Here is a 24598-nt window from a genome sequence, read left to right as displayed (position 1 = left end):
TAATGCCCCTGTATTATATGTTTTATTAAGTCTTCGACCCAATCAATTATTCTTGAAGCACCCTCAAGCACCGGTTGCATACCCGCAGCAGTCACATTCATAAGAGATTGTTCAAGTTTGGTTAAATTGCTATCAATCTTTTCTTTCTCATCAGAAATTTTGTAAGGCCGAAACTTGCGTAATCACGATGCATTTCTGCAAGTTTCTTAAATCTAAAGTTATAATCATTGCCCCGAGCGTCTCTTCATAGTTATCTTTGCTTGTACCGTATATTTTTCGCCTTTTATTGTGCCCTCCATTGTATTATAAAGGTTCCCATATCCTCTAATATGCGCGTCAACAAGTGCTGCAGCCTCTTTCATGCTAGCATGACCGCTAGATACAAGATCGGCCATCATTTCCCCCGTAAGTTTTAATCTCTCTGGAGTCAATTGTTTCATACTTGTTAGAGTGCCCTTAATAAGAGAAAATTGCCGCAGAAACTCTTCTTTTTCTAAGTCACGCTCAAATCCTTTCCTATTATTAAGAATTCCCCGGTAATATTCCCTTCCTTATCTTTAGTTCCCATAAATAATGCCCGTTGTTTTTCTGTATAAAATGCGCTATTGAGGTGTTGTGCTTTTTTCTGTTGAGAAATTGCTTCAACTGATTTTTTAATCCAGCCGAACACAAACCAAAAATCCCACCACTTACTCTACTAACAGCGTTGCCAATAACAGTTCCTAGAGCGCTACCTATAGCAATTTTGGCAACAAGTCCTTTCCCTTGAGAAGCCGCTAGCATTTTACTTTTTGCTTTTGATTCTTTTGCAAGCTCTTTATACTCAAGGCGCCTTTTATCTCTATCAGACATTAAAGACCTTTTGAAAGCTTCTTTTCGAGCTTTTTCAAAACCCATGCCTTGTTTCATAAGCTTTTTAGTTTGTGTAAGTCTATATTTCTCAACACGCTCTCTTAAGCTTTCAAATTTAGTTTGTTTGCTTAATTCTTTTTTCTTATCCGACAAATTACTTTTTACAATATCTTTAGTACTACCCAAACTAGATTTTTTAGGCTTAAGATATTTTTCCATTTTGGTAATATCTTGTTCGATAGCTTTTTTGTTGCTGCATGATCAAGAACGCCCTTAAATTTAATGGTGAATTTGTCGCTCATTAATCCCTCATTTACTTAAAATTAATTCATACAATTCTTTTTCTAATTTAAGATCAGCAATACGGTTAACTTCTAAAAGCTCATCATAAGGCATTTTCTTAACATCATCGTATGAGCAAATATTCATAATTACTGGAAAATAGTATTTATCGTTTTTTATCTCTTCAATCAAGTTGAAATACTTTTTTCTAGTCTCATTAAGACTTGCAATAGCTTTGTCAATATCTTTATTTATTTTCCTCATTTAGCAACTAGTTCATTAGAATTTGATGTAAGTGAAGCAGCTACTTTTTCATAATCAAAATTATCATCGATATAATCAAAAGTAACAAAATCGCCAACATTATTTTCGTATTCACTCAAATATGCTAAAGCGGGTTTTTTAAGGTCATTATCTGCGTGAAAAGTATTGAATTGCGCGGTGTAGATAATAGCAACAAGATAGTCCTTATAATAAGAGATAAATTCTCTATTTGCATCTAGAATTACATAAAATTCGTCTAAAAACTTTGGACTTATCATTAAGCTTGTAATTTCTCTTAAGTATTTAACTTCATTAAGCTTATAAATAGCGTCGCTTTGATTAAATCCTAGTACTCTATCCCATTCGTAGACTGGTAATACTCTAAGTGGGTATTCATAGGTTTTATTTTTGGTTAAAATTTTCATTTTATATCTCATTATCATGGAAAGATTCTCCTTTTAGCTTTTATTTGGGTGTGTTTTTTGGCAATTAATAGCCCTAATCTCAAAAGTCACTTTTTCAGCTTCTGCTGAATAACTTCTTGAGGGTTCTTCAGTGAAAATTGCATGGTTAGAAATAATTTTGGTAGCAATTCTATCATTGAATGCTAAATCAAGCATTTTATCATATTTGCTAACATCCATGTTATAAAACTGATCGTCTGCAATTTCAGTTAACGCAATATAGTCATGACTGCCTAGAGTGACTTCAATGTTGAAAATATAAGTTATAGTTTTAGGGTCACGTAAGCTTATTACAGGAAATCCTTTGTCTTCAGTACTAACAACTGCTCTTGTAGTAGGCTCGCTTGTAAGCTCTAGTTTACCACTGTGCAGTTGTATACCACCGATTGAAAAGTAAACTTCCCTTAAATCATAAAATTGCATAATTTTTAACTCCTTATACGTTTAAACTATTTTGATAATCAACTATATCTTGAGAAGTAATCACTAAAGTAGCTGCATTAATACTAAAGTTGTAAGTAATATTCACGCTAAGTTCCAATTTAAGCTGTTTGGTGCCTGATAGGGTAAGCTTTAAGTTCTTGTATTCTACAAGTAGTCCCCTATCAATAAACCGTTTGAGTAGGCATTCAATTGCTGAAGTATAGGCATTATCTCTAGCGCCACTAAGTTGTAGTGCAGATAATTTACTATTTTGTCTATTGTTTTTATTCCAAATTCGAATAAGCTCAACAATAGCCTCATTTTTTATGTAGTGGTAAGTAAAAATCTCGTCTATTGCTTTACCAGAAAGATCAACACCCTCCTTAAAAGCAGATATACCGTCAAGACCAGTCTCGTTAAGAAGTGAGTAAAAGTTAATTTTTGCATCCCTTAACTTTTTAATTACAGCATCGTCAAGAAGTGGTGTAGTAGCTAATGGCATACCATATGGATTAACAGAGTGGAAAATGCTTGCTTGATGCAAATATGCACTTATAAATTTAAGGTGTAAATTATCTCTATTATTGCTATAAACAACAATATTTCTTTCTTTCTCAAGATTGCTTTTATCCTTAAATAGTTCTTTTATCTCTTGCTCTTTAGTTGAGAATACAAAAAAAGTTGAAGACATTTTAAACTTGGCATAGTCATCTTTATAAACAGTTAGTCCATCATCTGAATTGTCCCCTTCAGTATTAATAAGCACAACAAAAGAGTGCCTATACGCTTTAAGATAGTTTTTAAGTTCCTCGGGCTTATCCTTATAAATGAAAAGAACAACTGATTTTAAGGACTCTTCAGTTGAATTGAAAAAATTTGACATTGCGGTTTTCAATAGTGTTTTTTCTTTTCCAAACTGATCTTGTCCATTTCCATTATCTTTTTCTAAAGTTTCAATTTCTTTTTCATAGTTATTAACAGTCAAACTCAATGTTTTATAGTTAGCAGCATCTTTGTTAACTTTAATTTTGGCTGTTTTGTAGACCAAAAGTGGATTGTAATAGTTGGGTGTATTAGCTTGAATGCTAGAGTCTACCAAACTTACACTAATTGTATTTTCAGGCAATTACGTACTCCTCCTTTAAAATTTCAATTGCTTTTACACTAGCATTAAATGCTACAGATGCACTGTATGCATGATTGCTATATTTTGTACCTAAATTTATTAGTCCAACTGCTTGCATATTAGATGTTGGGTAAATGTAAAAGTTGATTTTATTTACATACTCGGGTTGAGATTGATTTTCTAAAGTATACTTATGGACTCTATTATGTAGAAACTCGCTAAGCATACCATAAAGTATTAGCATACGCGAATTAGCATCAAAATCTTTAGCATTTAATACTACTGCAATAATATATATTTGGAAATTCACACTAAATTCCAAAGCATTTTCATAAAATGCACCAGTTTTGCAGTCATGATCAAATAGATGTTCTGTACCATCAAATTTCAATGCTATTATATTGGGGCTAGCAGCTGTAATTTTTGAAAGGTACGGATGATTGTAAGTATTTATAATATCGCATTCAAAATTATTTTCAGTTGCATAGACCTTAAAGCCTTTAAATATTTGGATTAAATGATTTAAAATCGAATCTAAAGTTACAATCATTCAAGCACCTTATAAGTTAGTTCTGATAACATTTTTGATGTATCAACAAGTGGGATTGATGCAGTGCTACTACCTTTTCTTAATTTGCTTTTGATTGTACTATCCTTTAAACCCGGTGTAACTTGCCCTGAGAGTACATAATTCTCATAGTATCTTACAAAAGCTTCTCCAATAGCACTCATTCCTAATTTAGGCTCAATATTGAACTTAGAATTTATATAACTATTGTTGATGTATTCTCTAAATTCAGAACTACCAGCAATTTTAGTTAAATGTTTTCTTACTGGTAATTTAGCGCCGCCTTTCTCGTGCATTCTAGCAATATTAGAACGACCTCCAAACCAACCAATTTCCAATTCAATTGTAAAGTCTAGTCCGTCCATATAAATTCCTTTAAAACCAGCGTAAAGTATCCTATTGAAGAGTCAATGCTAAATATTTCAAAGTAAACCAAATCTGAAATTGATATTCGGTCTTTTAGTTCAAAGTTAAGATCTTGATATGTGTAAAGTTTAGAATACCCTTGAATATCAGATATATTGGAGTCATAAAGCATTGCAAGTTCTTGTGGTTTTATGTCAATAATTACTCCAGCAAATTCGGTGTACTTATTCTTATCAAATACTCTTTGATAAGAATCGTCATTTTCAAGTTTTACAACAGTGCCTTTATAAAATCTTAAAGGGCTAGGATCCTTAAAAACGTTGATCATACGTGTAGACATATCTGAGAGTCTTTTTCTAACGCCACTCACTATACAACTCCTACACAAGACGGCGTTGAGGTTTCTCTTTTTAGTTTTTCTAAAAATGCATCAAGTTGTGAACAAAAGTTCTTATTTGACCCACAACTTTCTCCACCACCTTCTTCGCCTCCACCACTGCTAGGATAATAATCAAGTTCAAGCTCATTGAATTTCTCTTTTTTAATCCTCTCAAATTCAAATTCTCGAACAACCCTTGCTTTCTTAATTGACAACCCATATGATAAAAGGTAAGTAAAAATATTTGTTCATATGTAAGTGAACTAGCGTCAATACCACGTGTTACCAAAATAGCTTGAAGTAAAGATAAGTGAAGTAGAAAATTTTGCCTACTTAGTGCTAGTTGATCTATTCCTAATAGCAATAACACTTGAGAATGAAGTTTCGTTGTTAAGAGTTCTTCTTCATTTTCAGCTTGTACTTGCAAGTCCTTTTGTTCGCTCATTTTATTTGCCTTATCTTATTAACTTTGTTTAATGTTCACTTGCAAAATAGTCTTCTTGGTAGCAAGTAGACCTCCTAAAACAAAATCAATGTATGAATGCGCAATATCAGTTGAATCCTTATCAACTTGTTCATTTGGTGTAGGCAACATGTACTTGCTAGGCTTAAATTTAATAAGCGCTGAGTTTAACGGATAAATGAGTATTTGATGTTTTAGCAAGTTTGAAGTTTCAATATAAACATCTTCTCGATTATTAATAGCTTTAATAGTTTGGATCAAAACATCTTCCCATTTTTCACAACTTGATGTAACAGCTTGGCCTACTGCATATGGTTTTACCAATTTCAATGAAGTTGCGGGGTCAACTATCACCATCATAGGTGTAGAAAATTCGTCGCCTAACTCTAATTTTGAAAGTCCTGCTTCAATTTTTTCAAATATTTTATCCATCTTATCCTTATCACCTTGTGCAACTTCTTCTTTTATCTGTTCCGGCATATTAAGTAGTCCGTACATATTAGGAAGTAAACGTTTTTGATTTTTTCCGTCCTTTTGAATTGAAACAGTTCCTGTTAGTACAAAGTGATTAATAAGTTTGATAATTTCACTACTTGCAAGCTTATAAGCTTGAGCAAAAGGCAATAAATTATTATTAATGTCGCCAATATATGAGTCTGAAGTGTAAAATTTTTCAGAAGTCTGCTTTAAATGTCTAAATTTATATTGTAATTTTAAATAGTTCAGTCTAACTACTTCAGAACTAAACCCAATAGTTGAGATAGTATTAACCTCATTAGCAATTGTTGTAGGATTAGCATTTAAAAACGCGTCCCATTTTACAGTTCTTTGATATCCCATTTTAAGATCAACATCTTCAATCTGATCAGGTAAAAACCATTTATACATAATGGGGTCTTTAACTTCTCCTATAATATTAGCTACAGATTTTGCATAATAATTTTCATCGTAAAGTTCCATTTAAAACCTCCTTAATTTTTTTAATTTTTACTTACAGCTTTATTTCCAAACACTGCTACTTTTATTAAATAAACATCATTACTAATTTGCTTTGCATCAGATAGCGCTATTGCATTAACAGTTGTCTTATTTTGTCCTCCTGAGACCTTTTCTAGAGCGCCGTCTTTATTAAAAATAAGCTTGTCTTTTGCTTTAGGTGTAGAATCTTTTGCAACCAGGTAACCCTCAAAATTATTTGTAATTGGAACAATAGTAGCTGTTTTGCTAAACTCGTCTACATCAATGCATATTCCGTATAAGTCTTCACCGCCTCCGGCCTCAACATGGGGCTCATAGTGAATTTCATCCTTTTTTTCTTCTTGAATAACTCTTTTTACTCCGCGCTTATAGGGATACCCCGAATATGGATGATTTTCCAACTTATCAAAACTACTAGTTCTAATGCCTCCAGAAGCAAAAAATTGTACGTTTTTGTCCCTAAACTCAATAGAATTGCCTAGTAAACTAGTATAATGTTGTGGATTTTTCATAAACTTTTCTAGTTTACTGCGCTTTTCTTGATACTCTTTTACTAATTGCGTTGTATCTGCCATTAACTTTCCTCCTTTTAACTTCTTTAGTCTTAACCACCAGCAGCAACTACTGTTTTCTCAAGGCCTCTATTGCCAAAAATTGTAACTTTTATTAAATTAATTGAATAATCTTGTCTTATGTTTTCAGCTTGTTTATCCTTATCTTCTGATGCAAACTTGATTGTAAATGAATCAGAAAGTGCATAAGCATTAATTAATGTTGGGGGCCCACCATCAGCCTTGATAATAACTCCATCTGAATTAATGTCTAATATTTGACCCGATTTTATACTAGGATTTCTTGTAACAAGGTACCCCTCAAAGTTATTTGTAATTGGCAAAACATACGCAGTACAACTAAATTCGCATACATCAACACATATGCCATACATATCATTATCAGCACCAACCTCAACATATACGGAGTTCTCTTTTGGAACAAGTTTAACCCCACGCTTATATGGAAAACTCTTTTTTGGATCGTAGAAATATTCTTCTATTTTGTCCGTATAACTTGAACATGCAAATGTATAAGCATCAACTAGCTCATTCTTAGACTGAAAACAACCACTTGAACTGCTAAAAACCTTATTTTCAACAGAACTCATTGATTTTGCATATTTTTTGAATTTCAAAAGAATATCATCAAGTTCTTTAACCGACTCAAGATATGGGTCCATTACTGCATCATCTTCAGCTTGTCTTGCTTGACGCCTAGCTCTAGGAGCAGCTGGAATTTCTGCCTGCAGACCTAATTGTGGATTATCATCAACACCATCCGGAACTTGCTCTTTACCTTTTAAAGCCATTTAATTACCCTTTTAAAGCTCTATTTCCAAAAACGCTAGCAAGTCCTATATATAATTCTTCAGTCAATTTATGTGTCTTTGAAAGTGCTATGGCATTAATAGTTTTATCAGAACCACTAGTCTTTTCAAGTTCTCCCTGCGCATTAAAATGCAGCTTCTCACCCGGCTTTATATCAGTTCCTGGTTTCTTAAATACTAAATATCCTGTAAAGTTGTTTGTAATTGGAATTACAGTTGCCATACCAGTAAACTCGTCTATATCAGTGCATACTCCATACAAATCATCACCACCTCCAGCCTCAACTTCAAGTTCTGATGTACCATCAGCACTAAAACTAAACTTTACTCCGCGCTTGTAGGGATACCCTTTAGCAGGATAATTTTCTATTTTGTCTTTACTACTAGTCCAAACTCCATCAGAATTAGAGTAAATTAAATTTTTATCCCTAAACTCAATAGAATTGCTAAGTAAGCTAGCATTTTGCTGGGGATTTTTCATTAATGCTTTAATTTCCTCAACTTTTTTATCAAACTCTTGTTTAATTTTTGTAATATCACTCATTAAAAACTCCTTTAAGCAATGTTTCTTCTGTTATCTCTTTTTAGATTTTCATAAAATTGAACTCGTCTTTGCTTGTAAGTATTGCTTAAAGCTTGCACAAACTCTGTGAAATTAATTGGTACAAAATTAGGATCAAGCAAACTTACTCTCTCTTCTGATTTAGCAATAATATTTCCTTTAATAACCTCAACAGAAGATGAATTGCTATTAGCATTTTTTCTTAATTTGATATTCACTTTAGCCAAAGAAACAAGTTGTTCTAGTATCTCTCCATCAATATGGCTTATGTCTGATACTTTGGAAATAGCTTTAACTTGCTCAATTGGAACAAACTTGCGAACAAGTTCTCTGCGTTGTGCCTGCATAATGTCTTTTAGAGTATATCCTTTTGCAAGTAGTACCTCTTTATTGAAATGACTGCTAAGATGCGCTTTTGCAAGTGTATCAATTTCATTAATGCGCTCTGCCTCCAGTAATAATTGCTTTTCAACACGCTCTCTCTCTTCAACTTCAGCAAGTTCTTTTGTTATTCGCTCATTTATACTTAAATCACGAGTTGTTTCTTTAGGTTTTGCATTACTTGCTTGTTCTTTTAAGCTCATATACTCTTCAAATTCCTGGGTGCTTATAACTTTAGTATCAGATTTAACTTGATGTTCTTCTTTAACTTGATCCTCAATTATTTCTTTCTTTTCATTTTCAATCACTTCTTAACTCCTTTTCTCAAAATGAGAATAATTTTTCTTTTAAAAAAGCTCGTTCCTCGTTATTGAAAGAACTGCTCTGTATAAGATCGTTATATTTGCTATAAAGCTCAATTAGCTTAATATCTCTTTCCACCTTTTGATCATCACTCAACATCACTAATGAATTGAACTTCATATCAAGTCCAAAATACTTATTAAGCTTTAAATTACAAGCATTCTGGATTTGTTCTTGTACACCTTTTAGAAAATCATAATAATTGCTCCTATCACCTTTACCATCATTTCCAAGTCCTTTAGCTTGCTCGTTGAAACTTCTTGTTAAAGGCTCCTTAGTATCAGCACCAATTTTTGCTTTAATTAATGCTAAGGCCTCTTTTAAATAGGTAAGATCGTATTTAATAACTTCTAAACTAGCACTCGGAGTAGCTGTGTAAAACATCCCCTCATTACTTAGATTGCTCTTAAGCCTAGCAAGTTCACTTGCCAATGAGTCATTAAGACTGCGTAAATTAGAAATATCTTTACTATGATTATTTGAGTTTTGTTTTCTTAGAAAGGATGATAAAAAGCTATTGCCTTTTTCATTATTACTACTCTGAGTTAGCGCACTCAAAGACGTTGTTGCGCTAGAAAGCGCGTCTTGTAGCTGCACTAAAGACTCGTCTTTGTAAAACAAAAAATTGTGGTTTTCAATACGTTTTTCTATTTCAACGTATATCTTCTCAAATAGGTAAATATCTAGCAAAAAACTTTCCGTATAACACGGAACATATCTTTTTAAGATATAATCAAAGTTTTCGTATATTATAAGTCGATTTTTGTGTATTTTGACCGTATCAAAAGAATTGCTTCCATTATTAGTTCTTACTTTGTAAGTTACATAATCAAAGTCAACCCCCAAGTCTCTTACAGATTCATAATCAAGGTATTCAAATCCAATAGGTAGTTCTATATTAACAGGTCTTTCAAGGTCTACTAGTGTATCTTTAGTTTTTACTAAAATGTATCCAATTCCATGAAAACGGAAGCTTATAATACAATTTAGTAAAGCATTTTTAAGTTGCACTTTTAATCTAGCAAGCTCGAGCTCACTAACATGACTAGTAGTATACTCAAGAATAATTCCGTTCTTAAGACAATCTTCTGCTACATTTTCTATGTAATTTCTAAAAAATATTGAATATCTATATAGTTCCAGTGAACTTATTTTATCTATCAGTTTTGCTTTTCTTAAATCATACATTTTTTACTTCTTATTCTTAATTTTCTTAATTAAATTAAATTTATAATAGCAAAAACTAATATTTTTGTCAATAAAATTTACAAAAATCTTTGATTGCCAAAATGAACACTTCTATCTCTATATCCTAAAGACAACATCAAATATGCAGCAGATATTGCATCAAGCGCGTCATCGGGAGTTTTATTATCCCCTTTATAAGCGTAAATATCGCTAAATACAGTAGAACTACTATACTTTGCAATATAAAGTTTTTTGTAGGTAAAAGGTGTAATTAACAATGCTATTCTACTAAACTTATTAGACTTTGGCTTTACTGGGGCAATTCTAAAATATTGACTCATATTCTTTCTAAGAGTCATATATTCACGCGTCAATCCTCCAGCGCCTTTAGTATTGTCTCTATCTTCTATGTAAAGCGTGTGTACATTGAAATTTTGTAAAACAGTCTTGACCATATTCATAATATAAGGGTCAATAGCCGGTCGTTGATCTTGAAATACAAAAGCATAGTACTTATCATCGACTCTCTCCATAACACATAACGCAGTATTATCACCTCCAATACTAAACGCTGGGTCTAAATATGCTATCGGGCTAGTAAATACATAGTCTTGCATAATATTAATTTGTGTGAAAATTGAGTCGGTGCTTGCTATCCACTCTCCTAGCAAAACTCTTGCCTTGTATGCTGGTATATCTTTATAGAGTTTCTCTTGAGTTTTGATAAATTCTTTACTTAGGAGAACATTATCGTAAGTTGTAAAATTATATGTCTTAAAAGTAGCTGTATTATTGATATAATCAGTTTTGAAATAATGTTCTGGATGATCTGGATTGGTATCAAAAATAATAGTTTCTTGCGCGCACCTAAGTCTTTTTAATACTTCCTCTAAAGTTTGCTTATGTAAAGTAGTAGCCTCATTTACAAAAATGAGTGCTGAATTACTACCCCTAAACCTTTCAAAATCACTTGCCTTGTCCCCTCCATATAAATTAATCCGTAGTGAATCAATCAGTATATATGAATTATTCCTATGTCTTGGAATATATGAAATATTAAGAAGTTTGCATAGCTTTTCAAATTGCCCCAAAACATTAACTTCAACTGAACGTTGAGAATTGCCTATGATGAAATTATTAGTATCACTGGAATATAACTTTTTATTTGCAATTAAACTTTTAATAAACAGATAACACGCAAGATACGTTTTGCCGCTAGCTATACCACCACTAAGTATAATTTTCTTTTCGTTGTTCTTTTGGATACTTTTTATAACCCTATTTTGCTTTACGGTTAAATATTTCTCTTCAAACTGAGCAAAATTAACCAAAGAGTTTGTTGTTCCAAAAAATTTAGATATATCAACTCCAAACTGATTTTTGTATTCCTTTTGAAGTGTTGTAAAAAATTTTGTTTGATATAAATTCACTTGTACCCTTTACTACTTTTGTAGTTACTTTTACTCTCAACTTCATGAGCAGAAGTTAGCTTTTTCATACATTCATAGTAAAGCTCCATTTCCCTTATTGAACACTCCTTTATCAGGTCATTAAGCTCACTCTTTAACAAACTAATTTTTTCATTAACATTATTTTTCTTGTTACATTTTTTATTCAAAAAGGCAATTTCGGATTGTAAATCTTCTATTTTTAAATGCATGTTGGCTAGTTCAATGCTTGCATATTGTTTAAATGCTCGTATAAATCCTAATTCTAAATTAGAGCGCTCTAAATCTAATTCTCCCTTAATTTTTCTAGCTTTAGCTTCTGATTTAAAAGTTTGGGCTACAAGGTGTTCAAAAGTATCTTCACTAATTGTTACTCTAGAATTATCACCAACAGAAGTTTCCCCACTATCCCATTTTTGTCTCATTCTCCATACATTTACTCTAGAAACTCCCAGTTTCGATGCTATTTCTTTATCATCCAATAATCCTTCTCTAAAGTACGCAACATAATCATCAAAAGAACGTTTAACTTTTTTCAAAAAATTTCTCTAAAGTAACAAAATTAACAAATTGTTACTCTAAATAGTAAAGCAATTTGTTAATTTATTAACACAAACTGTTAACTTCTTTATACCTATTGACGGGTGTTTAATATTTATTGGCTTTTATTGATTAAAAATATCAGTTTATTAAAGTTAATTTTCCATTTTCATCCGGTCCATAGATTTCTATTATTTCTATATTAATAATGCCTTCTTGAACTTCAAAAAACTTTAATTTTAATAAATATTGTGTATTTTTTGTAAGTTTATTAATAATATTTTTAATATCTTTGCTTTCACGGTTTTTAACCTTAAATACAACTCCTCCGTCAAGATCTCTACTATGAGGATTATTCCGAAACTTTAAATTTGAGGCTTTAATCTCGTAAAAATATCCTTCAAAATAAATTATGTCATTATTTTTAATGTCGCCTTTCTCTTCAAAAGAATAACGAATACTTTGTATAGAAAATGGATTATTTTTAACACGTCCATGGGATTTCTCATATTCCATTTTCTTTTTCTTTACTTTATTTTCAATTATTTCTAAACTTTCTTGTTGAAATTTATATTGTTTAATACTTTGATTGTTAACTCTAACTAAATAATATACGGGTATATGATCTATATAATCCATATTTTGATATCGCAAAAAAATATAACCATATTTATCAAAATCTTTCGTGACAAGTTCATGATTTTGTAAAATTCTGATCATAGTTTGCTTTTCAAATAAATATAGATATGTAGAATGAATATTGTGTTCATATTCTTTGGCAAATTCATCTAAATTAAATTTGTAAATTTTAGATATGTTGCCTCTATAGTATTCATACTCTTCTTTAGATAATTCTTTTTCGGTCAATTCCTCTTTCAATTTGTAGTCTTCTGTGATTGATTTAACTGGCTCTTCTTCAAATATCAATGCTAATAAAAAACATGATTGAAATAATATTATTATAGGAATAAAAAAGTATAAATTAAATTTTGTTTGATAAGTTGGTTTAAATGCAATAAAACAACTTATTTTTTGGTAATTTACGCTTTTGAAAACCATTTTTATTCTTTTTTATCTTCTCTAAAATCTTCTATACTATTGTTAAGTTCTTCTTCAATCTTTTTAAGTGCACCCTCTATTATTCCACTTGACATATCACTAGTATCAGTATCATTAGAATAACTTACATTTAAACCTAAATCTTTAGCTTCTTTCCAAGCTTGTTGCCCACCGCCCCTTTGATTTCCAACTTGTGCACCATAAGTTTCTCCAGTTGCACTATCAACTTGCCTTTTATACCCTTCAAATTTTGTCTTAGCATCTTCTAAAGCCTTTTTTCTTTTCTCTTTTTTATCTTTTAAAGTTTTCTCAAGTTCTTTTAATTCCTTTTCAAGTTTTTCTTTATCTTCTTTTTTATCTTTAAGTTTATCTTCTAATTCTTTTTCTAATTTCTCTAATTCTTCTTCATAACCAGAATATGTTCCAAGAGTAGTTTTATCATCAGTTTTTTCTATTTTCTTCTTTAAATCCTCTAATTTTTTCTCTAATTCTTCTACTTTTTGATTTTTGTGATTTTCATTATTAACATCTTGACCTACTTGTTCTTGAACTTGCCCTTGTGGCTCATCAGCTTGCATTAATTCTTCTTTAACTTTTGAAGAAACTTCTGATCCGAGCTTTTTAATGCCTTCAGTCAACTCTTCTTTTTTTGTATCTAAAAATCCCTTAACTTGTTGTTTTGCACTTTCCACTGAACTTTCTAAATCTTTACTACTTGCATAATTCTTGCAAGAACTTATCAATGCAAAAACAGCACAAATAATAAACATTTCTATCTTTTTATTCATAAGTTACTCCTACTCCATAAGCCTCAAAGATAATGCAACCTCCAATAAATTCAATTTTTTAAAGATTTAACTAATTGATTTTGTTACATTTTGCGTTACAAAGTAACAAAATTAAAATGTAATTTTAACCAACTCCCAAAAATCTCTTCATTGCAAATGTTATACTCATTTCAAAAGACTACAAAACACATACAAATCAAATTTCAGAGTCTTTGCTATATATCAGTTAAAGTATAGTATCTTTCTTGGGTGCACCCCTTAGAAATCGACACTTCTGTTTATTACAGCTACTCTACAGCACGGATTTTGCTTGCAATGAGAGATACCAAAATTTGACTAAAATTTTACGTTTTTGATAAAATATAAATTGCAATTTTTATCTATTTTTATTACTTTTACTTAATTTAAAAGTAACACTTATAAGGAGAGGATATTATGGACTTTAATAATTATCTTAATTTAAATAAAGACACTTCGGATTTTTTCCTCAAACTCATAAAAGATTATCAAAAAGTAATAGATGAAAACAAAATTCTAAAAAATACCATAAAAAATTCATCTAAAACTAAAAAAGAAAATCTAAAACCCAGTCTTAAGTTTTATATAACTCCAAAAACTAGAAAACTAATTGAAAAATGTATCAAACAATTAAAACAAATTGATCCAATATCTGGTTGGTTTGTATATTTACTTTTAATAAGTGGATGTAGGGGCACTGAAATTCAAAAAGTAAAAATGCAAGATATTACCCAGTTATCAAACAAAACTGGTGAAATTTATTACAATATAAAAGTAAATGTAGCAAAAAAAAGAAGTATCACTTGTATTAGAGAAATTGTCATTGACGCTAATGAATTTGCGGCTATTGAAATAGCGCACAAAAATCATTTTGAAGAAAAAAATCTTGATACTAGAAGAACTTATCTTTTCCAAAAAACCAAACATAAGTTTAAAGATAATCAAATTGATATTACTCATATTTCTAAAAAATTCAAAAATCTTCTTAAAAAATCGGGATTTAAGGTAAATAAATCACTCCATTTATGTAGAAATTTATTTATTTCAAATTTAAAATCTAATGGCTACAATTCTTTCCAAATTAAAGAACTTATGAAATATTCTTCAACTCATGAAATTGATAATATCTACGGACTCTCTTCTGCTAACAAAATTCAGGCTTATAAGTGCATCAAAAATGGCTTAAAGCTGTAGCAAGACTATCTAAGTTTAAATATGCGCTTTGAAGTTACTTTAAATAGTTTTCCATTAAGCTTTAAATCAAGTGAATCATATAATATTTCTTTCTCTTTTGTAGCAATAAAGTGTGACCCATTAACACCCTCAATTTTAACTTCACTTATTTCAAATTCATTAGCAGCCACAAAGTAATTGGAAGATTCATATCTAACACTAGTTCTAATTCCATAATAATTAAGTATCATACAAGGATCATTAATAAAACAATTTTTCTTGATGTACCCGAGTCCTAAAAATCTGCGATACGCCACATTTATTCCAAAAGCATTAAATTCAATATTCTTCAACAAACTTGTATAATAATGCAAGCATAAAAAATAACACCCCCATCTTTGTATCTCTCCAAGTAAACTCCTATTTTTTTGTTTTATTTTACTAATAAGCATTAATTAATCCTCCAATGTTAAATATTTTTTTTTAATTTTTTTAGTGCCCCCATTCAAAAGGGGACACTATTTGCATACGACATATTGCTCATATTGCTAGGCAAGTAAAATTTATTATTTGTTGTCGAAAGTTCCGTAAATCTATCTGCTATTGCCCTTTTCTTATGATCGTAATTGAACACAAATTGCTTGAATCTGTAATTTACATGATTCATTAGTGGATATTTATCTAAAATTTCATTAATTTTAATTTTGAGTAGTTCTTTAATGGGTTTTTCTCTCCTTTTGTTTTCATTTTGAATTTTATCTAGTTCTGATTTTAGATTGTCAATCTCAATCAGCTTACACTCAAGATTAGCAGCAGACTCTTCGGTTTTAATCTCAAGGTCAGTGCACTCAACATACTCTACAAATTCATTTATCCAATCAAACTCAACTCCAGATCGATAAAACTCACTCTTTACTACCAACTCCTCAATCTCTTCAATGAACTTAATAAACGTATCATTATCATAATCACTTGCAATTAATAAATTAGCCCCATTCTTTTCAATAATTTCGTTTCTTACGTTGAAAACTTCCCATTCACATTTTTGAACAAATTCTAAAACTTTTGATATCAAAGAGTTATTTCTTTTTATCTTACAGTTAACCGGTGCAGCGTCTATTAAAAAGAATAAATTACAATACTCAAGTCCAGTACATGCTAGCTGCATTTGTGCTTGCACATAGTATTTGAAAAAATACTTGCTACTTAAAAAATTGCCATTTTTATTGTACTCGGCTATAGCACTACTCATATAATTAGAATCACTACTCTTAATCTCTAAAAGCTCTATATCGCCATCCTTATTTATAAACCATCCATCAATTGTTGAGCCTACTAAAGTTGTAAAACCATCCATTTTTTTGAAATAATTATATTTATCAACACCGTTGGCATATTTATTTTTATACAAAACATCAATATTATCACCGTGAGCTTTAACAAACTCTCTAAATCCTAGATTTTCCAACTCTTTACCCTTGAGCATATACAAATTCTCTTCAAAAGGCATACTCATACCAAAATATTTAAGCACTCTGTTTATCATCAAGTCTTTAAGTCCAGCTCCACCAATCAGAACAGTACCCACTTCACTAGCTCCATATTTATTGAGTTTGTTTCTCTGCACGCTAAAATCAATATTTCGATTAAACTTAAAACATTCTTGACTGCTTATTCCTGGTAATTTTTTGCCTATCTTGCTTAATTTGCTTTTTTCTTTAATGGGAGAGGATTTTTCCTCAAATATTTCACAACCAATAAAACTTTGTTGCTCAAAATTCATCATGTTGGATACTCCGTTTTGCATATTATCTTGAATATTTAAATTATTATTTTTGTGTGACACATTGTTCATAATGTACTCCTTATTATTGATTAATAATCATTATATAGCAAAAACTATTTTTACCAAGTTTTTTACAAAAATTTTTGCAAAAAAAGTGGGACTTAACGAAATTCTTTTATTAGAAAATCTGTTAAGTCCCAACCTAATTAAATTGATTTTTGATTTATGATACTAACATTTTTTTAGCTATACCTATTATATAATAGTATATGTTTTTGTCAACTTTTACACAAAATTTCTTGTAAATAAAAATATGGAGAATTTATAGAAAATCTCTTACGAAAGAAATTCTATAAATTCCCACTAATGATTTTTGGAAAATTCTAAATAATTAACCTTCGTTGGTGTTTATGCAATCAACGTTATTTGACAATAATATAACAAAAATAGTTGTTGTCAATTTATTTGTAAAACTTTTTGTAAAAAAACAGTGGGAACTTTATTAAAATCTCTTAACAAGAGATTTTAATAAAGTCAAGGGTTTAGCAGAATTTATTATAAAAATAATTCTACTAATTAATCATAATTCAATTTAGAATTAAAATCAATTTGTTTTTTTACCAAAAAAAGAACTTATTTAAATTTTTTTGTTATAAAATTCAAATGAGTTCTAATTTAAAACAAATCTAAAATATAATATTACTTTTTAGTCATGTTTATTAGAAAAATAACATTCTTCTTAAAAAGTAAATTGTGCATTATCTTATTATTTAATGAATTGTAAATATTTCATAAATAAAGCATTTAAAATTGGTCCAAGAATTGCTGCTGTTAGTATCATGAGATGTATCATTCTATTACCCATATTAAGATCTTTTCGTAAATTTTTTACTTCATTGTCTATTTTAAAATTTAAATTCTTTTCTACATTATCTATTTTAACGTCTAAATTAGATATATCTTTTCGTAAATTTTTTTCTACAAAATCTATCTTGGTATTTACACTATCTATCTTGGTATTTAAATTCTTTTCTACATTATCTATTTTAACGTCTAAATTAGATATATCTTTTCGTAAATTCTTTTCTACAAAATCTATCTTGGTATTTACACTATCTATCTTGGTATTTAAATTCTTTTCTACATTATCTATTTTAACGTCTAAATTAGATATATCTTTTCGTAAATTCTTTTCTACAAAATCTATCTTGGTATTTACACTATCTATCTTGGTATTTAAATTCTTTTCTACATTAATTATTTTCTCTTTTAAATATTCAAAGTTGTAATTATCATTATGAAGAAAAACAAAATCTATTGCCTCCTCACTAAACCCTATGTTTAAAAATTCATTTTTTATACTTTCTATATTGTATGTTCTATATGCTAAATTGTTCATAAAATTCTCTTATTACCCTTTTAATTGTTTATACCTTTTTAAAAGTTTATTAACTAAATCTCTTTGACTTTCAAAAAGTTCATCTAATAAAAACCCCGTAAATTTAGCATTACTTTTGTAAAAATCATAACTTTCCTTACTTTTAAGTTGAAATCTTAACGGCTTTATTGGGTTTTGTTTAGATTTTTTAACTGTATCTGAATTACTATTCCTTAAAAAGATTATAGTTTCTTTAATTCCATTTTCTAATAAAAAAAGTTCTTCTATGACACCATTTTCTATAGCTGATGCTATCTTTAAATATTCGTAAGTTTGACTTTTAGCTAACTTATAATTTTTTATAAAAGCATCAAAAGTTTTATAACCATCAAGCTTGTAGTATTCATTATCTTTTATTTCTTTTAAAATCTTCATACTTTCTATCTTATTATAAATTTCCTTTTGGAAATTAGATTTTAAACGTTCTTTTAATAAATTATAATGTTTTAATATTTCATCCTTGCTATTTAATTCCTTTTTTATTTCTTTTTTTGATATTACCCTATCATTTATTTTTATTCCTGCATCCATAATTAAACTCCTATGATTTTTGTTAAGTAAATTCATCCAACTATCGGACAAATTTCATATTTTTGAAATAAACTTATTTAAAACGTTAATATACTCCTTTATATAATCTCTGTCTAGATCAAATCTATCGTTTTTTGCTATTCTTCTATTCAAATCTTCACGCTCTGATATTATCCCTAAAAATTTTTCTTTTTTTTGCAACATTTCTAATAAATCTTTGTGCGTTTTATTTTTTTTAAATTTTGTTACAAATAAAAATATTTTTGGCTTCAACTTTAATTTATCTGTAAAAAATTCCAAGAGCTGTAAACTCTCAATAGTCCATTTTTCTGCAGTCATTGGCACTATGACATGTTTACTAACAACTAAAGCATTGGATAATGTTGAATCCAAATGAGGATTGGTATCAAGGATTATAAAATCATATTTAAATTTTAAATATTTGAAACTATCTTTCAGTCTATGTTCCTTATAAGGCAGAGGTTCTTCGCTAAAGGTATGCAAACTTAAGTAGCTTGGTAACAAGTCAAATCCATTGTCAACATTAATAATTGCATCATTTACTAATTGATTTCCTTTTAAAACCTCATATATATTTTTCTCAAGCAAATCAAATTCACTTTCTATTATTTTTTTATAAAAATAACTAGTAACTGAGGCTTGAGTGTCCATATCTATTAAAAGCACTTTATTATCTTTTGCAAGTAATGTTGCAAGTATAATAGCACTTGTGCTTTTACCAACACCACCTTTAATTGACGCGATTGTAATTATTTTAGGTTTTTTATTATCCATTTTGTTAGTGGTCCTTGTTCGGGGTATTTTTTCCCATAAAATTCATATATCTGTTTTTCTAAATCTGTAAACATACTAAATAATATCTTATTGTAGTGATTATTCATTCTTTCTTTATATAATAAGCGGTATAATCCCTTGAAATAAAAAAACACGCTGCCTGCTTTAAATCTAACTTCCATATAATATGCCCTTGCAAAGCCGTAGGATTTTCTAGTTCCGTTTTTTTCATACTTTATAATTGCCTTTTTTATTGGTTTTCTAAAGCCGTAATAAATTCCTAAAAATTTATCCCCTTCTTTAATAGGGTATAAATGTGTTTCTTCAACAATTCTTTCTCCATTAAATAAGGCCCTCAGTGATACTCGGAATTCATTTTTTTTCTTTTTTTTATTCTCATAAACTCCAAATTTATAAACGTCCATCATTATTTTTGTATGGTACATTGCTTTACCATTTTCTTTTTGAATCAAAATAAACCGTTCTTTATTTTTGCACTCAACTTTACATTTACCTTTTTTTATTGGCTCGGGTGCAGTTTCCATATTTAATCCTTATATAACTTTTTTACTAAATTCTTCTATCGTTAAAGAATTTCTTATTATCTCTAATAAATCATTATAATACGTGTTAAATACTTTATTGTATTCTAATTTCTTTTTACTACTTAAATAGGCTTTTACAATTGGTTTTAGTACTTCAATATTTGTCGTATTGTTTAGTCGCTCAATAAGTATATTGAAAGTGTTTATCTTCAAATTCTCATAATTTTTTGAAGAATTTTCTTTTTTTATCTCAATTATTTTTTCTAATTTGAGAGTTATTTTGCTTAAATCGTTATATTTTTGATGTTCAATTATAAAATGGGGCTTATTTTTGTAGTTTTCATATATTTTTTTAAATTCTGTTTCCAATTGTTTTGGATTATATCCGTTTTTTTCTAATTGTTTTTTAGTATTTTCTAGAATTTCTTTTAATTTGTTTTGCTTTTCTTTGAAAGAAATTTTGTTAAAATGTATATTTTTACTTTTTGTTGTTTTAATTTCAAATCTTTTTAAAGCTTTAATTAGTTCAATTTTTTTATCTTTACTAATATCTAAGTTTAATAAAACTAGAAGAAATTCTTTATTTTTAAAGTTACATTTATTGTAATAGTTTATTACTTGAAAATTTTCTATCTGCTTATTTCTTTCTTCTTTTTTATTATTATTTTTATTACTTAAACACTCCTTAAAATCTACACTCCTATTTTTAATAAATCTCTCTTTAAGGCCTATTTTAACCCTTTTTTCAAATCTTGATTGTTTTTTTTCTTCAAAGAATTTGTTTATCTTAAAGTAACACTCTTTTTTTGAAAAATTAAGTTGATAGTATATTTCAGTCCCACAATTTACTCCCATGTGTTTGTGATAATTAGTTGTGACTTTAAATTTTTTTTCTAATTCGTAAAGATAATTTTGCAGTGTTTTTAGCTTAACGGGCGCCAGACCATTTCGTTTTAGGTTTTTATTAAAGTAATAGAGTATGTTGCTTTGTGTATATTTCTTATATGTGGTGTTTATGTATTCTAGTGTTGAAATAAGAACAATTAATTTGTGCTGGTGTTTATTGTAGCAATTTGTGCTTTTTTTATTGGTTAAAACTTCTGTCATTTTAAGTTTTCTCCTTCTTATTGATATTAATAATTAATATTATAATGCAAAATTTTGATTTAAAAGTAAAGACTTTTCTAAAAAATATTAAATTTAATTATTAATTTTGTTAATTAAAGGCACTTTTTGTAATTTAAAGAAAATAATTTGATTTTAATGATAAGTTAGTCTATACTACAAGTATCGTGGTGAAACTTTTTATGGGTTTTCCTACCTTATTATTGAAATTTGCAAAAAATGTAATGTAAGGGTTTAGCTTAGTTCTTTGGTAAAGAGAATCTAGCTAAGCCCTCATTTTTTGTTGTAAGGCTTAAAATTGATTTTAATTTCAAATTGGGATACACTACAAATAACGTAGTTATTTGAACGTGTTTCAGTATGACTACCTTATTTTGTTAATTTACAAAAAAATAATTGAAAGGGCTTAGCTTAGTTCTTTTAGAAAGAGAATCTAGCTAAGCTCTATTTTTTTGCAAAAATTTTTGTAAAAAACTTGGTAAAAATAGTTTTTGCTATATAATGATTATTAATCAATAATAAGGAGTACATTATGAACAATGTGTCACACAAAAATAATAATTTAAATATTCAAGATATGCAAAATAATATTCAAGCAAAAATTCAATTCAGAAAAGATATGCAAACCCTAAGAATGAATTTGCCGGGTATTGACAAAAGTCTTATAAATAAAGGATATGGATACAAATATCAGAATTTCAATGACATAGTAGAAGAAATATACAACGTTATTAAAAAGCATAATTTGGAGCTTGATTTTGAGCAAAATCCAATTTCTAAAGAGGGTCAATACGGTATATTTGATTATATTAGGACCACATTCTACAGCACAAGTGCTGAGTATGAAGAGTCTTTTGATACACGAATTCATATAGATGGGTCTAAAAATAATTCAATACCACAACAAGTTGGCTCAGCTATTACTTATTTCAAAAGGTACGCTTTAGTGGGACATCTTAACATAAAAAGTGAAGTTGATACTGATGCAGCGCCTATTTACAATAATTATGAAAACAGAAATTCTATGCCCAACAAGCAAATTAATATTAATCAAGAACAAGAACAAAAAAAGGAACAAAAACAAGAGATTAATCAAATTCAAAAAAATAACACTATTCAAAATCAGAAAAAAGATATTAAGCAAGAACAAAAAAAAGATAGGTTTTATTATTATAGTGTTTTTAAAGAAGCGTTGTCTAATATAAAAAATTGGGTAAATAGCCCCACAACAAAAAATAATATAAACTCAATTATTCAAAAAATAAACTTTATTCAGAATATAGACCCCAATAATATTGATGATATCAAGAAAATTGAAGCCGATTTAATTGCGTATTTTGAGAAAAATAGTGATTTTAAGAGTATAAACTATTGGGCAGGGATTATAAAAGACTATTTCAAGAGAAATAATAGATTAAAGGATTTACAAGATTTTGAAAAGTTTATGTCGTTTAAGCAACCTATTTATGGTGCTAGCCCGCTAATATTCTTTAGTGTCTTGAAAAAAGATAAACAATTTGATTATATATTTGTAGCATAGCAATATGTTTAAAGCCCCCAAATAAGGGGGCTAGTATATTATTAATTGCCTTGTGCATCACATGTGCTACTTGAATTAGTTGTAAAATCATCTATACCGCCTTTAAGAGCCCCTTGAACCACTTGCTTGAAAGTAGTTTTCTGATTTTCTGCATTATCCCCAGTGCATTTATCAAGTTCACTTTTTATATGATTAAGTGCTGTTTTTATTTTACTTTCATCATATCCTAAAAATTTATCAAATTCTCCATCATCAGTTAAAGCGGTTTTTAACCAGTCAAGTTGTGTTTTTTGATCATCATCCAACTTTTCTCTAAGTAATTCTTCTTTAGATTTAGGCTTTTCTTTTTGTGTTTCTTGTTGGTCTAAATCACGCTTTTTTCTACCCTTTTGAAGTTGAGCATTATTTTTCTTAAAAGCATCATTATCACTAGAATTACAGCTATTTAGAACAAGTAAAAATAAACAAAATAATACATTGATAATTTTCATTTTTATTCCTTTTTTATTATTAACCACCATTGTTGCATGTACTATTTGTTTGATCTGTAAAATTATCTATACCCTCACCAAGCGCACCTTGAACCACGGTTTTGAAAGTATTTTTCTGTTGATCAGCATTATCTCCAGTACATTTATCAAGTTCACTTTTCATATGATCAAGCGCTGTTTTTATTTTACTTTCATCATATCCCAAGAATTTATCAAATTCTTCATCACCAGTTAAAGCGGTTTTTAACCAGTCAAGTTGTGTTTTTTGATCATCAGTTAGCTTTTCTCTAAGAAGTTCTTCTTTAGATTTAGGTTTTTCTTGTTGTGACTCTTTTTGTTCTAAATCACGTTTTTTTCTACTTTTTACTTGCTGAGTATGAGTATCATTAGAATTACAGCTATTTAGAACAAGTAAAAACAAACAAAATAATATATTTATAATTTTCATTATTACTCCTTTTTTTTATCTTCAGTACAATACATTAAGTTACAAAAAAGTTTATTCTTGTAAGTATATATCCTATTTTTTAAATATTACTAATTTATAAGGGTTAAAAAAGAGTGTTTAATAATTTCTGGTTTTAAGGGGAGTATTTAAAAATGAAAAATTATATATTATGAATTCTTGTTAAGTTTTATTTGAAAAACCGAGTAATTAGCGATAGAACAACGGTTGTTATGATAGATATAGCAATAGGGACTACTACTATTGCTGCAATAGTTATTATTCTATTGCTCACCTTTAGTTTTTCTGATAATAACTGATTGTTAATATCCATTTTTTCTAATAAAATTTGATTGTTAATTTGAATATCTTTTTTCAGATCTTGTGCCAAAGTAGACATATCTCTTTTTAGATCTTGTGCCAAAGTAGACATATCTTTTTTCAGATCTTGTGCCAAAGTAGACATATCTTTTTTTAGATCTTGTGCCAAAGTAGACATATCTTTTTTCAGATCTTGTGCCAAAGTAGACATATCTTTTTGTAAATTCTTCTCTACAGTATCTATCTTAAACTCAAGATTATCAAACTTTAAACCAAATTGTTTTTCTAAATTTTCTAAATCTCTATACGTGAGTTCATTGTGATAATATCTTTTAGATAAATCTTGTGCTATTAATTGTTCCATTCCCAATCTTATAAATTCGTTATATATTTGTTCTTCACTTACAGTATTTGTTAGCACGGGTTTCATAATATTTTTCCTTTATAGTTCTATTGTACACTATTTTGGGTTAATAGGGGTTGTCTATTAACAATATAAAGTATAATTTCTTGCA

The 24598-nt window shown here is 28.9% G+C and carries 29 protein-coding genes and 2 pseudogenes; 2 read left to right on the top strand and 29 right to left on the bottom strand.

Annotated elements, in window-relative coordinates; translation table 11 throughout:
• Positions 1–17 precede the first annotated feature (17 nt).
• The 19 genes and pseudogenes from QIA21_RS07135 to QIA21_RS07045 all read right to left on the bottom strand — a co-directional run.
• Positions 18–1154 (bottom strand): annotated as a pseudogene (locus QIA21_RS07135) (DUF759 family protein); the annotation flags it as partial.
• Between the two features lie 7 nt (positions 1155–1161).
• The gene (locus QIA21_RS07130; RefSeq protein WP_418905738.1) at positions 1162–1398 is read right to left on the bottom strand and encodes a DUF1322 family protein; all 237 of its coding nucleotides are present in this window, start codon (positions 1396–1398) and stop codon (positions 1162–1164) included.
• Entirely contained in the window at positions 1395–1841 is a 447-nt protein-coding gene (locus QIA21_RS07125; protein ID WP_418905737.1) for a DUF1473 family protein, read from the bottom strand. Before QIA21_RS07125 ends, QIA21_RS07130 begins: the two co-directional genes overlap by 4 nt.
• 15 nt (positions 1842–1856) lie before the next feature.
• Positions 1857–2285, bottom strand: coding sequence for a DUF1463 family protein (locus QIA21_RS07120; protein ID WP_006434231.1), 429 nt, complete (start codon positions 2283–2285; stop codon positions 1857–1859).
• Between the two features lie 13 nt (positions 2286–2298).
• A complete protein-coding gene (locus QIA21_RS07115) occupies positions 2299–3411 on the bottom strand; it encodes a DUF787 family protein (protein WP_418905817.1) in 1113 nt (370 codons plus the stop codon).
• Complete coding sequence (locus QIA21_RS07110; protein ID WP_418905784.1) at positions 3404–3961, bottom strand: DUF764 family protein; 558 nt, start codon at positions 3959–3961, stop codon at positions 3404–3406. Before QIA21_RS07110 ends, QIA21_RS07115 begins: the two co-directional genes overlap by 8 nt.
• Positions 3958–4344 (bottom strand): hypothetical protein, encoded by a 387-nt coding sequence (locus QIA21_RS07105; RefSeq protein ID WP_418905762.1) that lies wholly within the window; start codon positions 4342–4344, stop codon positions 3958–3960. The genes QIA21_RS07110 and QIA21_RS07105 overlap by 4 nt, the downstream gene beginning before the upstream one ends.
• Positions 4332–4715, bottom strand: coding sequence for a DUF1506 family protein (locus QIA21_RS07100; protein WP_418905733.1), 384 nt, complete (start codon positions 4713–4715; stop codon positions 4332–4334). Before QIA21_RS07100 ends, QIA21_RS07105 begins: the two co-directional genes overlap by 13 nt.
• Positions 4715–5169: pseudogene (locus QIA21_RS07095) on the bottom strand (DUF3890 domain-containing protein). Before QIA21_RS07095 ends, QIA21_RS07100 begins: the two are co-directional and overlap by 1 nt.
• Before the next feature lie 18 nt (positions 5170–5187).
• Complete coding sequence (locus QIA21_RS07090) at positions 5188–6147, bottom strand: hypothetical protein (RefSeq protein ID WP_418905732.1); 960 nt, start codon at positions 6145–6147, stop codon at positions 5188–5190.
• 20 nt (positions 6148–6167) lie between these two features.
• Complete coding sequence (locus QIA21_RS07085; RefSeq protein ID WP_418905783.1) at positions 6168–6740, bottom strand: DUF228 domain-containing protein; 573 nt, start codon at positions 6738–6740, stop codon at positions 6168–6170.
• Positions 6741–6769: 29 nt separating this feature from the next.
• The gene (locus QIA21_RS07080) at positions 6770–7528 is read right to left on the bottom strand and encodes a DUF228 domain-containing protein (RefSeq protein ID WP_418905730.1); all 759 of its coding nucleotides are present in this window, start codon (positions 7526–7528) and stop codon (positions 6770–6772) included.
• Positions 7529–7532: 4 nt separating this feature from the next.
• On the bottom strand, positions 7533–8090 hold the full coding sequence (locus QIA21_RS07075; protein ID WP_418905729.1) for a DUF228 domain-containing protein: 558 nt from the start codon (positions 8088–8090) through the stop codon (positions 7533–7535).
• Positions 8091–8101: 11 nt separating this feature from the next.
• Complete coding sequence (locus QIA21_RS07070) at positions 8102–8797, bottom strand: DUF1357 family protein (RefSeq protein WP_418905728.1); 696 nt, start codon at positions 8795–8797, stop codon at positions 8102–8104.
• A 16-nt stretch (positions 8798–8813) separates the two neighbouring features.
• Positions 8814–10040 carry an anti-CBASS protein Acb1 family protein gene (locus QIA21_RS07065; protein ID WP_418905727.1) on the bottom strand — a complete coding sequence of 409 codons (1227 nt, stop codon included), beginning with the start codon at positions 10038–10040 and terminating at the stop codon, positions 8814–8816.
• 77 nt (positions 10041–10117) lie between these two features.
• A complete protein-coding gene (locus QIA21_RS07060; protein ID WP_418905782.1) occupies positions 10118–11470 on the bottom strand; it encodes a PBSX family phage terminase large subunit in 1353 nt (450 codons plus the stop codon).
• Complete coding sequence (locus QIA21_RS07055) at positions 11467–12027, bottom strand: DUF603 domain-containing protein (RefSeq protein ID WP_418905816.1); 561 nt, start codon at positions 12025–12027, stop codon at positions 11467–11469. The genes QIA21_RS07060 and QIA21_RS07055 overlap by 4 nt, the downstream gene beginning before the upstream one ends.
• Before the next feature lie 142 nt (positions 12028–12169).
• Positions 12170–12955, bottom strand: coding sequence for a hypothetical protein (locus QIA21_RS07050; protein ID WP_418905781.1), 786 nt, complete (start codon positions 12953–12955; stop codon positions 12170–12172).
• 134 nt (positions 12956–13089) lie between these two features.
• Positions 13090–13875, bottom strand: a complete 786-nt coding sequence (locus QIA21_RS07045) for a hypothetical protein (protein WP_418905815.1) — start codon at positions 13873–13875, stop codon at positions 13090–13092.
• Positions 13876–14310: 435 nt separating this feature from the next.
• Here QIA21_RS07045 and QIA21_RS07040 point away from each other — a divergent pair, with 435 nt between their 5' ends.
• Positions 14311–15087, top strand: coding sequence for a site-specific integrase (locus QIA21_RS07040; RefSeq protein ID WP_418905814.1), 777 nt, complete (start codon positions 14311–14313; stop codon positions 15085–15087).
• Positions 15088–15092: 5 nt separating this feature from the next.
• On the opposite strand, the gene QIA21_RS07035 is transcribed toward QIA21_RS07040, so the two are convergent.
• The 7 genes from QIA21_RS07035 to QIA21_RS07005 form a co-directional block, all read right to left on the bottom strand.
• Positions 15093–15518, bottom strand: coding sequence for a DUF261 domain-containing protein (locus QIA21_RS07035; protein ID WP_418905722.1), 426 nt, complete (start codon positions 15516–15518; stop codon positions 15093–15095).
• Positions 15519–15571: 53 nt separating this feature from the next.
• The gene (locus QIA21_RS07030) at positions 15572–16921 is read right to left on the bottom strand and encodes a DUF244 domain-containing protein (protein WP_418905813.1); all 1350 of its coding nucleotides are present in this window, start codon (positions 16919–16921) and stop codon (positions 15572–15574) included.
• Between the two features lie 697 nt (positions 16922–17618).
• On the bottom strand, positions 17619–18251 hold the full coding sequence (gene bdr, locus QIA21_RS07025) for a Bdr family repetitive protein (RefSeq protein WP_418905812.1): 633 nt from the start codon (positions 18249–18251) through the stop codon (positions 17619–17621).
• 12 nt (positions 18252–18263) lie between these two features.
• Positions 18264–18821, bottom strand: coding sequence for a chromosome replication/partitioning protein (locus QIA21_RS07020; RefSeq protein ID WP_418905811.1), 558 nt, complete (start codon positions 18819–18821; stop codon positions 18264–18266).
• 54 nt (positions 18822–18875) lie between these two features.
• Positions 18876–19616 carry a ParA family protein gene (locus QIA21_RS07015; protein ID WP_091974015.1) on the bottom strand — a complete coding sequence of 247 codons (741 nt, stop codon included), beginning with the start codon at positions 19614–19616 and terminating at the stop codon, positions 18876–18878.
• Positions 19592–20161 (bottom strand): DUF226 domain-containing protein, encoded by a 570-nt coding sequence (locus QIA21_RS07010; RefSeq protein ID WP_418905793.1) that lies wholly within the window; start codon positions 20159–20161, stop codon positions 19592–19594. Before QIA21_RS07010 ends, QIA21_RS07015 begins: the two co-directional genes overlap by 25 nt.
• A gap of 9 nt (positions 20162–20170) precedes the next feature.
• A complete protein-coding gene (locus tag QIA21_RS07005; protein WP_418905810.1) occupies positions 20171–21268 on the bottom strand; it encodes a plasmid maintenance protein in 1098 nt (365 codons plus the stop codon).
• Positions 21269–21818: 550 nt separating this feature from the next.
• Between QIA21_RS07005 and QIA21_RS07000 the strand changes: the two genes are divergently transcribed.
• Complete coding sequence (locus tag QIA21_RS07000; RefSeq protein ID WP_418905809.1) at positions 21819–22826, top strand: ERF family protein; 1008 nt, start codon at positions 21819–21821, stop codon at positions 22824–22826.
• Positions 22827–22867: 41 nt separating this feature from the next.
• Here QIA21_RS07000 and QIA21_RS06995 read toward each other — a convergent pair whose 3' ends face one another.
• From QIA21_RS06995 to bdr (QIA21_RS06985), 3 genes are all read right to left on the bottom strand, one after another.
• Entirely contained in the window at positions 22868–23317 is a 450-nt protein-coding gene (locus QIA21_RS06995) for an Mlp family lipoprotein (protein WP_418905808.1), read from the bottom strand.
• A gap of 19 nt (positions 23318–23336) precedes the next feature.
• Complete coding sequence (locus QIA21_RS06990) at positions 23337–23765, bottom strand: Mlp family lipoprotein (protein WP_418905807.1); 429 nt, start codon at positions 23763–23765, stop codon at positions 23337–23339.
• 187 nt (positions 23766–23952) lie between these two features.
• On the bottom strand, positions 23953–24513 hold the full coding sequence (gene bdr / locus QIA21_RS06985; protein WP_418905806.1) for a Bdr family repetitive protein: 561 nt from the start codon (positions 24511–24513) through the stop codon (positions 23953–23955).
• Positions 24514–24598 lie beyond the last annotated feature (85 nt).

Source organism: Borreliella japonica, assembly GCF_030438115.2.
Classification (GTDB): Bacteria; Spirochaetota; Spirochaetia; order Borreliales; family Borreliaceae; genus Borreliella; species Borreliella japonica.
The sequence above is the reverse complement of the archived record's forward strand: the minus strand, read 5'-3'. Positions and strand labels throughout refer to the sequence as shown.